This window comes from Halosimplex pelagicum (assembly GCF_013415905.1).
Lineage (GTDB): Archaea > Halobacteriota > Halobacteria > Halobacteriales > Haloarculaceae > Halosimplex > Halosimplex pelagicum.
Genome location: NZ_CP058909.1, coordinates 2,864,351 through 2,876,643 on the forward strand (window position 1 = coordinate 2,864,351; position 12,293 = coordinate 2,876,643).

At 69.7% G+C, this 12,293-nt stretch carries 11 protein-coding genes; 8 read left to right on the forward strand and 3 right to left on the reverse strand.

The window, feature by feature from the left end; genetic code table 11:
* Positions 1-10 precede the first annotated feature (10 nt).
* The gene (locus HZS54_RS14355) at positions 11-613 is read left to right on the forward strand and encodes a chemotaxis protein CheC (RefSeq protein ID WP_179917801.1); all 603 of its coding nucleotides are present in this window, start codon (positions 11-13) and stop codon (positions 611-613) included.
* A 64-nt stretch (positions 614-677) separates the two neighbouring features.
* Positions 678-1,613, forward strand: a complete 936-nt coding sequence (locus HZS54_RS14360; RefSeq protein ID WP_179917802.1) for a calcium/sodium antiporter — start codon at positions 678-680, stop codon at positions 1,611-1,613.
* A gap of 58 nt (positions 1,614-1,671) precedes the next feature.
* Here the strand turns inward: HZS54_RS14360 and HZS54_RS14365 are convergent, their stop codons facing one another.
* Positions 1,672-2,565, reverse strand: coding sequence for a hypothetical protein (locus tag HZS54_RS14365; RefSeq protein WP_179917803.1), 894 nt, complete (start codon positions 2,563-2,565; stop codon positions 1,672-1,674).
* Between the two features lie 189 nt (positions 2,566-2,754).
* Between HZS54_RS14365 and HZS54_RS14370 the strand changes: the two genes are divergently transcribed.
* Positions 2,755-3,909, forward strand: coding sequence for an acyl-CoA dehydrogenase family protein (locus HZS54_RS14370; protein ID WP_179917804.1), 1,155 nt, complete (start codon positions 2,755-2,757; stop codon positions 3,907-3,909).
* 26 nt (positions 3,910-3,935) lie between these two features.
* Here HZS54_RS14370 and HZS54_RS14375 read toward each other — a convergent pair whose 3' ends face one another.
* Complete coding sequence (locus tag HZS54_RS14375; protein ID WP_179917805.1) at positions 3,936-4,970, reverse strand: sensor histidine kinase; 1,035 nt, start codon at positions 4,968-4,970, stop codon at positions 3,936-3,938.
* 315 nt (positions 4,971-5,285) lie between these two features.
* On the opposite strand from HZS54_RS14375, the gene HZS54_RS14380 reads away from it, so the two are divergent.
* The 5 genes from HZS54_RS14380 to HZS54_RS14400 all read left to right on the forward strand — a co-directional run bounded on the left by HZS54_RS14380 (position 5,286) and on the right by HZS54_RS14400 (position 11,285).
* Positions 5,286-7,187: a 2-oxoacid:acceptor oxidoreductase subunit alpha gene (locus HZS54_RS14380; protein ID WP_179917806.1), complete on the forward strand. Its 1,902-nt coding sequence runs from the start codon at positions 5,286-5,288 to the stop codon at positions 7,185-7,187.
* 3 nt (positions 7,188-7,190) lie between these two features.
* Complete coding sequence (locus HZS54_RS14385) at positions 7,191-8,129, forward strand: thiamine pyrophosphate-dependent enzyme (protein ID WP_179917807.1); 939 nt, start codon at positions 7,191-7,193, stop codon at positions 8,127-8,129.
* A 145-nt stretch (positions 8,130-8,274) separates the two neighbouring features.
* Positions 8,275-8,703 (forward strand): HTH-type transcriptional regulator LrpA1, encoded by a 429-nt coding sequence (gene lrpA1 / locus HZS54_RS14390; RefSeq protein ID WP_179917808.1) that lies wholly within the window; start codon positions 8,275-8,277, stop codon positions 8,701-8,703.
* A 106-nt stretch (positions 8,704-8,809) separates the two neighbouring features.
* Positions 8,810-10,393, forward strand: coding sequence for a DHH family phosphoesterase (locus HZS54_RS14395; RefSeq protein WP_179917809.1), 1,584 nt, complete (start codon positions 8,810-8,812; stop codon positions 10,391-10,393).
* 100 nt (positions 10,394-10,493) lie between these two features.
* A complete protein-coding gene (locus tag HZS54_RS14400; RefSeq protein WP_179917810.1) occupies positions 10,494-11,285 on the forward strand; it encodes a CBS domain-containing protein in 792 nt (263 codons plus the stop codon).
* Between the two features lie 30 nt (positions 11,286-11,315).
* On the opposite strand, the gene HZS54_RS14405 is transcribed toward HZS54_RS14400, so the two are convergent.
* Positions 11,316-12,275: a winged helix-turn-helix domain-containing protein gene (locus HZS54_RS14405; RefSeq protein WP_179917811.1), complete on the reverse strand. Its 960-nt coding sequence runs from the start codon at positions 12,273-12,275 to the stop codon at positions 11,316-11,318.
* Positions 12,276-12,293: the final 18 nt, after the last annotated feature.

Here is a 12,293-nt window from a genome sequence, read left to right on the forward strand (position 1 = left end):
AGGGTCGCCAATGAGTCTGAAGATAGATATCCGGAAACTCGGGTTGTTCAACAAGATGGCCAAGGAGGGCGGGAACACGGTCGCGGACCACCTCAGCCAGATGACGGGGATGGAGACGGAGATGGAGATCACCAAGATCAACTTCATCGACATCCCGGACATCAAGACCCACGTGGGCCACGCCGAGCAGATCGGCATCAGCATCGAGATGGTCGAGCCGCCCCACGGCCACATCCTCTTTCTGCTCGAAGCCGGGAGCGCGAAAGAGCTCTCCCACGGGATGATCGGCGACATGGGCGAGACGGACCCGAACGCGAGCGGGTTCACCGACATGGAGCGGTCGGCGATCCAGGAGATCGGCAACATCATGACCAGCGGGTTCATCGACGGCTGGGCGAACGTCCTCGACACGACCATCGACATCGGGCCGCCCTCGTTCATCTTCGGTCCCGGGTCCGGAATGGTCGACGACCTCGTCGGCGACCGCGAGAGCGACATGGCCCTGATGTTCGACTCGCACGTCCAGGCCCCCGACTCCAACGTTGACGTGAAGGTGTACACCTTCCCCCAACTCGACGAACTCGTCGAGCTGATGCAGCAGATCGAGGTCTGAATCGCGTCTGGGGGCCGCGACGGACCACCGGCGTTATGCCGGCCCGCTCCGAACCGGCGAGCGAATGGTATCGGCGCTCGTGCGCGACGCCGCCCTGGTCCTGGTCGGCGTCGCCGGCCTGTGGGTCGGCGCGGGCCAGTTCGTCGCGGGCGCGAGCCGACTCGCGCGCCGGCTCGGCGTTTCGGGGCTCGTCATCGGGCTCACCGTCGTCTCGTTCGGGACCTCCGCGCCGGAGTTCGCCGTCACGGTCGACGCGGCGCTGACCGGCGAGGCCGACATCTCGGTCGGCAACGTCGTCGGGTCGAACGTCGTGAACCTGGGGTTCGTCCTCGGCGGGACGGCGCTGGTCCGGCGGTTGCCCGTCGACGCCGACCTGGTGCGCCGCGACGGCGTCCTGATGGTCCTGACGGTTGGCGCCCTGCTGCTTATCCTCCGCGACCTGACCGTCTCCCGGATCGAAGGCGCCCTGCTGGTTGCCGGGCTCGCCGGCTACGTGCTCCTGCTCGCCCGGAGCGACGGGGACGCGGCCGGCCCGGCCGTCGACCCGGACCCGTTCCGCCGGTCCGACGTGCTGCGACTCCTCGGCGGCCTCGGCGTGGTGGTCGTCGCCGCGCACGTCCTCGTGGTCGGGGCGGCGAGCACCGCGGCCGACTTCGGCGTCTCGGAGTGGGCCATCGGCGCGACGGTGGTGGCGCTGGGCACCTCGACCCCGGAGCTAGTCACCTCCGTCGCGGCCGCCTACCGCGGGGAGGCGGACCTGGCGGCCGGCAACGTCGTCGGCAGTTGCATCTTCAACGTACTCGGCGTACTCGGGGTGGCGGGCGTCCTCCAGCCCCTGACGGTCGGCCCGGCGGCGTTCACGGGGGCGCTCTGGCTGCTCGGTGTCTCCGTCGTCGCGACCGTCCTCCTGTGGTCTCGCCGCGTCCTCTCCCGGCCGGAGGGCGTCGTACTGGTCGCGCTGAACGCCGTCGACTGGGTCGCCGCGTTCCTCGGTCGGTGACCGTCGGTCCCGTCGCTGTCCCCGGTGTTCCCCGGGATGGGGGCGGCCGTGGCCGGTCTCACCAGACCGGGACCAGTCGGAACCAGACGGTCGCCGCCAGCCCGGTCGCGAGGGCGAGACACGTCGCGTAGGTCGCGTACCCGAAGACGACGGCCGCGACGAGCCCGCCGTCGAGTCGCTCGTCGCGGCGGCGGCCGCGGAGCCAGGCGGCGGCGACCGTCGCCGCGACCGCCGGGAGGACGTACAGCGCGACCGAGGCCACGCCGGACCGAACCCAGGTGATCGGGCCGAGCGGGAAGCCGCCCGGGCCGAACGCCCGGCCGAGCTCCCAGAACAGCCGAGGGTAGCCGAACCCGAAGACGGTCCCCGCGGCGACGAACAGCCCCGACGCCTCGGCGTCGCGACCGACCACTCGCCGGACTGCCGCGACGTAGCCGCCCGTCCCGCCGCCCGGGCGACTCCACTGGTAGGCGCCGAAGCCGAGGACCGACCCCGCGAGCCCGCCGGCGGTCGCGAGCCCGGTGATCGGGTGGGCGGGTCGGCCGGCCGCGAGCGAGGTGATCGCGACCGCGAGCAGGACGGCGACGATCGCGCCCGCGAGCGTCGTCGCGCCCCGCTCGGTCCGCAGGGCGGGTCGCTCCACGACCGCTCGTCGCAGGACCCCGAGCCCCACGGACTGCGCGAGGAAGACGCCGGCCAGGAAGTACCACGGCTTGAACCGGACGTGGCGACAGGCGGCGAACGACTCCCGGCACAGCACCGTCTCGAAGGCGCCGAAGGTGAACAGCAACACCCCCAGCGTCGCCGCCAGCGCCGTCCGCGGGCGGCCGCTGGTCGACACCGTCGCGAGGATACCACCGACGAACGCCCCGAGCACGAACGCGTGGACCTCCAGGGGCTGGCTGAACATCGTCGCGAACCAGTCGCCGACGCCCCGCGACTGCCCCGCCATCGCGACTTCGACCGGCCGTATCCCCCGACGACTACCGACGACGGGACCGAACGACGGAATCACGCCCGCTCGTTGTGGTCCCTCGGCAAAAGTCCCCGGGGGACGCGGGCCCGCGGTCCGACCGAGAAACTCTCAACTCGTTTCTCCTCGTGCCACTGGGTATATGGGTTCGCGGTCCGTGACGCGGGTATGGAACTGCTTGACGAACGGCCGGTCCCCGAGGAGGCACGCGACGTGAAACAGCAGGCCCGGGAGTTCGCGGCCGAGCACATCGCACCGAACGCTCAGGAGTACTTCGAGTCGGGCGAGTACCCGACGGAGGTGCTGGAGGCGGGGATGGACGCCGGGCTGGTCGCCCAGGACATCGGCGAGGAGTACGGCGGGAAGGGCTTCTCGCTGGAGCAGGTGCTCGCCATCGCGGAGGAGTTCTACCGCGCCGACGCGGGCATCGCGCTGACTCTGCAGCTGGCGAGTTTCGGCGCCGAGATCCTCGAAGAGCACGGCGACGACGAGCTGAAGGAGGAGTTCCTCCGCCCGGTCGCCGAGAACGAGCAGATCACTGGCCTCGCCGTCTCCGAGCCCGAGACGGGCAGCGACCTCGCGGGGATGGCCACGACGGCCGAGAAGGACGGCGACGAGTACGTCCTGAACGGCGAGAAGTACTGGATCGGCAACGGCGTCGAGGCCGACTGGGTGACGGTGTACGCCAAGACCGGCGACGACGAGGACAACCGCTACGGCAACTACTCGCTGTTCGTCGTCCCGACCGACACTGAGGGGTACAACGCCGAACACATCCCGGAGAAGATGGCCTTCCGGGCGTCGAAGCAGGCCCACCTCACCTTGGAGGACTGCCGCGTGCCCGAGGAGTACCTGATCGGCGTCGAGGGCGCGGGCTTCTACATGCTCGCCGACTTCTTCAACCACGGTCGCGTGATCGTCGGCGGCCACGGCATCGGCATGGCGGCGGCGGCCATCGAGGAGGCCTGGGAGTTCGTCCACGACCGGGAGGCCTTCGGTCGCTCGGTCGACGAGTTCCAGGCCGTCCAGCACAAGCTCGCGGACATGCGGACGGAGTTCGAGGCCGCACGCGCGCTGACCTGGCGGGCGGCCGACCAGGTCGCCGGGAGCGACGACGCCGGCTTCTGGGCGGCGATGGCGAAGCTCAAGGCGACGGAGACGGCCAACGACTGCGCCCAGAAGGCGATGCAGCTCCACGGCGGCCGGTCCGTGCTCACCGAACGCCGGGTGGCCCGCGTGTACCGCGACGTGCGCGTGCCCGTCATCTACGAGGGGGCCAACGACATCCAGCGTAACCTCGTGTACAACCAGGCGCCGAAGTAGCGGGGCGGACCGCGGCCAGACGGCGGTCAGGCCGTCGGGATGCCGACCGACACCGTGGCGCCGCCCTCGCGGTTCTCGACGGACAGGTCGCCGCCGTAGCGCTCGGCGACCGTTTTGACGACCCACAGACCCAGCCCGCTCCCGTGTTCGAGCTGGCTGATCTCGCGTTGCTCGGTGAGCACCGCGACTTCCTCGGCGGGGACGCCGGGGCCGCGGTCGGTCACGTGGACCCTGGCGAGGTCGCCGTCGGTCTCGGCCGAGACGCGGACGTACGGATCGTCGTCGCTGCCGTGTTCCACGGCGTTCTCGACGAGGTGGTCGAACGCGGTGACGAGTTGGTCGTCGCCGCGGACCGCGAGGCCGTCGGGCACCTCGACCGCGAACTCGCCGTCGGGGTGGCGGTCGCGGTAGGGGGCGAGCACGTCCTCGACCAGGGCGGCGAGGTCGACCGTGTCGGCCGGTCGGTCGCCGTTGAGCGCCGTCTGGATCGCGGCGAGCTCGCCGTCCACGTCGGCGAGTTCCGACGCCGTGGCGCGGATGGTTTCGGCGGCGGCCCGCTGGTCGTCGTCGTCCAGTTCCTCGGCGAGCGCGGCGGCGTGGCCGGTGAGGATCTGGGTCCGGTTGCGGAGGTTGTGCCGGGTGAGTCGGTTGACGACGGCGAGGGTCCGACGCTGGCGGGCGAGTTCCTCCGCGCGGATGCGGCGCACGTCGTTGTACCCGATGAGCAGGTGCGCGACGGAGCTCACGCCGAGCACGTCGACGACGACGTAGGCCGGGATCGAGACGCCGGGCGCCAGCCGAGCCAGCGCGAGGATCACGCCCAGCAGCGCGACCCCGAGGAGGTTCCAGCCGGCGATCCGGGCCGTGTGGACGGTGGCCACGTCGCTGCGGTAGAGGTACCCGGCCCCGGCGACGATGGCGAGACCCAGCACCGCCCCGAGTGCGACCAGGGCGAGGGCGATCCCGCCGCCGTCCGCCCCGGCGGCGCTCGACACCGCCCCGACGAGCAGCGCCACACCGGTCAGCGCGACGCTCCCGACCGCGAGAGTCCGTCTGATCATACCCGCCGGTTGGTCGACCGCCACAAAAGCCTGGCCGCCCGAGAATCGACGCTGAAAGCGCCACCGAATGACGGAATATCGATATATCGGCACGATTCGGATATAGAGAACGGAGTTCTCGCCCGAGCGGCCCGAGAGCAGATATGCGAAGGAGACGCGATGTGCATGCTGTTGTCACCCCCGGCCGAGTTCAGGCGCGAGACGGCCCGTACCCAACCTTCACGATTATTAAGCGGTGACGGAGTGAAAACGCTTTAGTCGGGTCCAGTCCTCGTTTCGTTCACGGCACCCGAATCGGGGCCGATCGATGTATCCATGACAGATCAGGAACTAATATGGCGGATTGCGGGTGGTTCCGGCGACGGTATCGACAGCAACAGTCGATACTTCGCCAAGGCCCTCATGCGCTCGGGGCTCGACGTATTCACACACCGACACTACCCGTCCCGGATTCGGGGCGGCCACACGTACGTGGAGGTACGGGCTACCCCCGACGGGGCGGCCTCGCGCGGGGACGGGTACAACTTCCTCCTCGCGCTCGGTGACAGTTTCGCGCGGAACCCCTCGGAAGAGGCCTACTACGGCAACGAGGAACTGAAACCGCTCTCGGAGAACCTCGACGACCTCCGCGAGGGCGGCATCATCGTCTACGACTCGGGGCTCATCGACGACGAGCAGGTCGCGGAGATCAATCTGGAGGAGCGCGCCGAGGAGAACGGCTGGCACGTCTACCCGGTCGATCTGCGCGGCATCGCGAAGGAACACGGCCGCGAGATCATGCGCAACAACGCCGGGATCGGCGTCACCGCTGCGCTGCTCGACATGGACACCTCCGAGTACGAGGGGATCATGGACGAGATGTGGAACGACGACATCCTCGAAGCCAACCTCGCGGTCATCCAGGACGGCTACGAGCGGGCCCAGGAGTTCGACCAGACCCACGACCTGGAGATGCCCGACCACGACGACCCCGACGAGGACCAGGCGCTCGTCTCCGGCTCGGACGCCATCGCCTACGGGGCGCTCGACGCCGGCTGCCGGTTCATCGCCGGCTACCCCATGACCCCGTGGACGGACGTGTTCACGATCATGTCCCAGAACCTGCCGAAGTTCGGCGGGATCTCCGAGCAGGTCGAGGACGAGATCGCCGCCGCGTCGCTGGCCCTGGGCGCCAGCCACGCCGGCGTCAAGTCGATGTCCGGTTCGTCCGGTGGCGGCTTCGCGCTGATGAGCGAACCGCTCGGGCTCGCGGAGATGTCCGAGACGCCGGTCGTGCTCGTCGAGGCGATGCGCGCCGGCCCCTCGACCGGGATGCCGACCAAGCCCGAGCAGGCCGACCTCGAACACGTCCTCTACACGAGCCAGGGCGACTCCAGCCGCGTCGTGCTCGCGCCGGGCGACCAGCAGGAGTGTTACGAGCAGATCCGCACCGCATTCGAGCTGGCCTACGACTACCAGATCCCGTCGATCCTCGTCTACGACCAGAAGCTCCAGGGCGAGCTGCGAAACGTCGACGCGAGCTTCTTCGACCGCGAGGCCGACGGCGACCCCGGCTCGGTCGTCACCGAGGAGGAGATCGCCGAGGCCGCCGAGCACCACGCGGGCAAGTTCAAGCGCTTCCAGTACGACGCCGACGGCGGCAAGGAGGGCGTCAGCCCCCGTTCGGTGCCCGGCCAGAAGGGCGGGCGCTTCCTCGCGACCGGCAACGAGCACAACGAGGCCGGCCACATCAGCGAGGACCCGACCAACCGCGTCCTGCAGATGGACCGCCGCCTGGGCAAGCTCGAGAGCATCCGCGAGGAGCTCGACGAGAAGGGCAACCAGACCCACCACGGTCCCGACGAAGCCGAGTACGGGATCATGTGCTGGGGGAGCCACCAGGGCACCGTCTTCGAGGCGGTCGACCGGCTCAACGACGCCGGCCACTCGGTCAAGGCCATCGGCGTCAGCGACATGATGCCCTACCCCGAGGCGGAGGTCAGCGAGTTCCTCGAATCGGTCGAGGAGTGTCTCGTCGTCGAGATGAACGCGACCGCGCAGTTCCGCGGGCTCACCCAGAAGGAACTCGGTCGCTTCGGGCCGAAGCTCTCCAGCCTGCTGAAGTACAACGGCAACCCGTTCGAACCGGCCGAGATCGTCGAGGGCTTCGAGTCCAGCATCGACGGCGAGGAGCTGGCCGTGAACAACATGAAGTACGTCCCAGCGGCAGGTGACTAACCAATGAGTGCATTCAGCGCGATCGGCGATCCGGAGGAAGCGGAGGAAGACGAGTTCACACCCGGGATCGAGCCCCAGCCGACGTGGTGTCCGGGCTGTGGCGACTTCGCGGTGAACAACGCCCTGAAGAAGGCGATGGCCAAGCTCGGGAAGAACCCCGACGAGGTGCTGCTGTGTACGGGGATCGGCTGTTCGGGCAAGCTGAACAGCTACTTCGAGAGCTACGGCTTCCACACCATCCACGGGCGCTCGCTGCCCGTGGCGCGGGCGGCCAAGCTCGCCAACCCCGGCGTCGAGGTCGTCGCGGCCGGCGGCGACGGCGACGGCTACGGCATCGGCGGGAACCACTTCATGCACACCGCCCGCGAGAACCACGACATGACCTACATCGTGTTCAACAACGAGATCTTCGGCCTCACCAAGGGCCAGACCTCGCCGACGAGCCCGAAGGGTCACAAGTCCAAGACCCAGCCCAGCGGGTCGGCCAAGGACCCGGTCCGGCCGCTCTCGCTGTCGCTGGCCTCCGGGGCCTCCTACGTCGCCCGCACGGCGGCGGTCAACCCCAACCAGGCCGCCGAGATCATCGCGGAGGCGGTCGAACACGACGGGTTCGCCCACATCGACTTCCTCACGCAGTGTCCGACCTGGAACAAGGACGCCCGCCAGTACGTCCCCTACACGGACGTGCAGGACTCCGACGACTACGACTTCGACGTGACGAACCGTCAGGAGGCCGGCGAGATGATGTACGAGGTCGAGTCGAAGCTCTACGAGGGCGAGGTGCTCACCGGTCGCTTCTACCGCGACGAGGAGCGCCCCTCCTACGGCCAGGAGAAGCGCTCGACCGGCGAGATGCCCGAGGAGCCCCTCGCCGAGCGCTACTACGACGACGACGCCGAGTGGGAGCGCTGCGCCGAGCAACTCATCGACAAACACACCTGATCGGCACCGGGACCGCGTACGCGGCCCCTACCGAGCGGACGGCCGGGTAATCGGTCGCTACGGCCCCGGGACGGCCAGTTCGTCCCGTTCGCGACGCGTTTGTGGTTTCGGAAGATATTTTTCGCGCGGTGGCAAATTATGGTGTATGAGCGCCGAATCGACGGAGGAACGCATCCTCTCCGTGCTGGAGGAGGACGCCCAGGCCTCCTACGCCGAGATCGCGGACCGGGTCGAGGTGTCCAAGCCGACCGTCCGCAAGTACATCCAGCGTCTGGAGGACGAGGAGGTCATCGTCGGCTACTCCGCCGACGTGGACCCGAAGAAGCTCCCCGGCCAGTCGATCGCCCTGGTCGGCATGGACGTGGACAGCGGCCGCTACGTCGAGGCCGTCCGCGAGTTGAAGGACATCCCCGAGATCGAGAAGTTGTACACCTCCAGCGGCGACCACATGCTGATGGCCGAGGTGCGCGCCCCCGACGGCGACGCCGTCGGCGACGTGATCGAGTCGACGATCAAGGACATCGAGGGCGTCACGGCCGCCCATCCCTCCTTCCTGCAGGAACGGCTGAAGTGACGGCTGACGGGGTGGACGACCCGGATCCGACCGCCTGCCTCGCGGTGGTTTCGGCGGGTGAAACCAGTGTGATAGATTTTTACGCGCCGTCCCCCGAGGAGACGGTATGACCGCCCGCCTGGTGCTGGGGACCGGATCGCTGGCGGGGTCGCTCGTCACGGAGTTGCGCGAGCGGCGCGGCCGGCTGACGGTGCTGGCCGACGACGAGAACGCGGTCCGGACGCTCCGCGAGGAGGGCGTCGTCGCCGAGGTGGGCGACCCGACTGACGAGGCCGCGCTCCGGGAGTGCCGGCGGCCGGACACGGTCGCCGTGGCGACGGCGGACGCCGCGACGAACGTGGCGGCCGCGGAGGCCGTCGCCTCGGTCTACCCCGACGCGTTCGTGCTGGCGTACGCGCCCGCCGAGGCCACCGACGACCAGCGGGCGGCGCTGGCGGCGGCGGCGGACGACCTAGTCGACGCGCGAGCCGCCGCGACCGACTGGCTCGACGAACGGATCGGCGACGACGGCCTCCGGACGCGGAAGTTGACGGCGACGCTCCGCGACGTGGAGGGGCGGCTCGCGATCGTCACGCACGACAACCCCGACCCGGACGCCATCGCCAGCGCGGTCGCGCTGGCGCGGATCGCGGCGGCGACCGGGGTCGAGGCCGACGTGTGTTACTTCGGGAACATCACCCACCAGGAGAACCGCGCGTTCGTCAACCTGCTGGAGTTCGACCTGCGGCGACTCGACCCGGGGGCGGACCTGTCGGAGTACGGCGGCGTCGCGCTGGTCGACCACTCGCGGCCGGGCGTCAACGACGGGCTGGCAGAGGACACGCCGGTCGACATCGTGATCGACCACCACCCGCCGCGGTACCCCGTCGAGGCGCGGTTCGTCGACCTGCGCAGCGAGGTGGGCGCGACGAGCACGCTGCTGGTCGACTACCTGCGCAAGCTCGACATCACGCCCAGCCGGGAGGTGGCGACGGGGCTGCTGTTCGGGATCCGGGTCGACACCGACGAGTACACGCGCGAGGTGAGCGTCGCGGACTTCGAGGCGACGGCCTACCTCGTCCCGCACGCCGACGCGGGGACGCTCGACCGCATCGAGTCGCCGAGCATGAGCGCGGACACGCTGGACACCATCGCGCGAGCGATCAGCGACCGTCGGCGCCACGGGTCGGCGCTGCTGTCGGGCGTGGGCGAGCTGTCGGACCGCGACGCGCTCGCGCAGGCGGCCGACCGCCTGCTCGACCTGGAGGACGTGACGACGACGCTCGTCTACGGCATCAGCGACGGGACCATCTACGTCTCGGCGCGGGCTCGCGGGACGGACCTGGACCTGGGCGAGACGCTCCGGGACGCCTTCGGCCAGATCGGTAGCGCCGGCGGCCACGCCGACATGGCGGGCGCGCAGATCTCGCTGGGGCTGCTGGACGCCATCGACGCCGACGACGAGTCGCTGTCGGAGATCCTCTCGGCGATCGTCACCGACCGCTTCCTCGACGCCATGGGCTCGCGGAGCCACCGGGTGCTGACGGGCGTCTACCCCGACGACTACCACGGCACCGGTCCGGGCGAGCCGCTGTCGCTCGACCGCATCGCCGGCGCCGCGGCCCGGGGCGACCGGCCCGGGGACCCCGACGACGGCGGCGACGGCGACCCGGACGACGGGAACGCGACCGACGAGGGGACGGACCGGTGACGACGACCGGCGCCGAGGGCGAGTCGAGCCGACGGCTGGCGGCGTCGACCCCGGGTCGGAGCCGGTGTGTTTTTGGGCGACGGACGCCGACTCCCGTGCAATGGTCGAGGAGGGAGCGCTGACGGTGAAAGCCTACATGACTCGCGAGGTCGAAACCGTGTCGCCGGACGACACGGTGGGTGACGTGGCCGACCGCATCGCCGGGAGCACGGAACACAGCGGGTTCCCGGTCACCGACGGTCGCCACGTCGAGGGGTTCGTCAGCGCCCGGGACCTGCTGCAACAGCCGGACCACGAGCCCATCTTCAAGGTGATGAGCGACGACCTGCTGGTCGCGCACCCGGAGATGGACATCGACGACGCCGCCCGCGTCATCCTCCGGTCGGGCATCCAGAAGCTCCCCGTCGTCGACGACGCGGGCAACCTCGTCGGCATCATCTCCAACGCGGACGTGATCCGCTCGCAGATCGAGCGCGCGACCCCGGGGAAGGTGGACAATCTGATGCAGACCCTGGAGAACATCCACGGCGTCGCCGTCTCCCAGGACCGCCGCGAGGTCTCCCTCGCCGAGCTGACGCCGACCCAGGCGAAAGTGTACGCCGACGAACTGGAGGGCCGCCGGTACGAACTCGACCGCGGACTGGCCGAGCCGCTCGTCGTCATCGACAACGACGGCGACCTGCTGCTGGCCGACGGCCACCACCGCGTCAAGGCCGCCGCCCGCCTCGACATCGCGGAGATGGACGCCTACGTCATCGTCCTCTCCGAACGCGTGGACCTCGGGATGGCCAAGACCGCCGAGAAGGAGGACCTGTACTCCATCGACGACATCGCGGTCGTCGACTACGCCCATCACCCGCTGGTCCAGAAGACCAAGCGACTGCAGGACTGACCTTCGACGACGGTTTCGCCGCTTCCCGGCTCACTCCCGTTCGTACTCCGCCACGTTCGTCTCCCCGTCGAGCCACAGGTGGAGCGCGTCGCCGTCGAGTCGCACGTCGACCCGGACGCGGACGGGGTCCTCGGATTCGAGGTCGGCGCGACCGATCCCGCAGAACGGGAGGGTGACGTAGGGGCGCCGACGGATCTCCTCGTCGTGGTCGTGGTGGAAGGCGACGACGGCGGGGTGGTCGACGACGCAGGCGCCCGTGGGCATCTCGAAAGAGAGTCCGCACTGTCGGCAGTCGAACGTCGCGAGAACCGCACCGTCGGGCAGGTCGGGTTCGATCTGGGTGGCCATCGTCGGGTCTTCAGCGGGGAGCGTCGCTTCGATGGGGCCCCAGCAGTTGGGACAGACGCCCGCGCGTGCCCGCTGTACCTCCTGTCGCGTCTCGATCGTCATGATCTCGACGAGCTCGTCGGGCGAGTGAGCGGCGGCGACGGTCGGCGGGAGGATCGTCGCGGCGAACCGGTGGTGGTCGGGACAGCGCAGGCGGAAGTACTGGTCCTCGTAGATGCCTTCGAGCGCGCGCTCGCAGTCCGGATACGGGCACTCGTAGCTCGTCGCGCCGCGGACCTCCTCGCTCGTGTCGCTGTATCGTCCGGACTCGACGGCGCCGACGATCTCCAGGCCGGCGTTGAGCAGGTAGTACTCCTCGCCGTCCTTCGCGACCAGCGGACCGCGGAGTTTCTCCAGGTGATAGGTGAAGTTGCCCGCGTCCTCGACGCCGACCGCTCGCCGGAGTTCCGCGAAGCTCATCCCCGACCACTGCCAGTTCGAGTACCGCTCGGCGGCGAGTTCCCGGAGGATCGACAGCCGCGTCTCGTCGGCCAGCAACTCGAACACCGCGGTCGGCTCGACGGCACCGCCGGCCGCCCCGTCCGTCGCCCCACCCGCTTCACCCGGACCGTCCGCGCGCCCGGAGCCGCTTCCCTCGGCCATACGCCTCGTTCCCCGGCC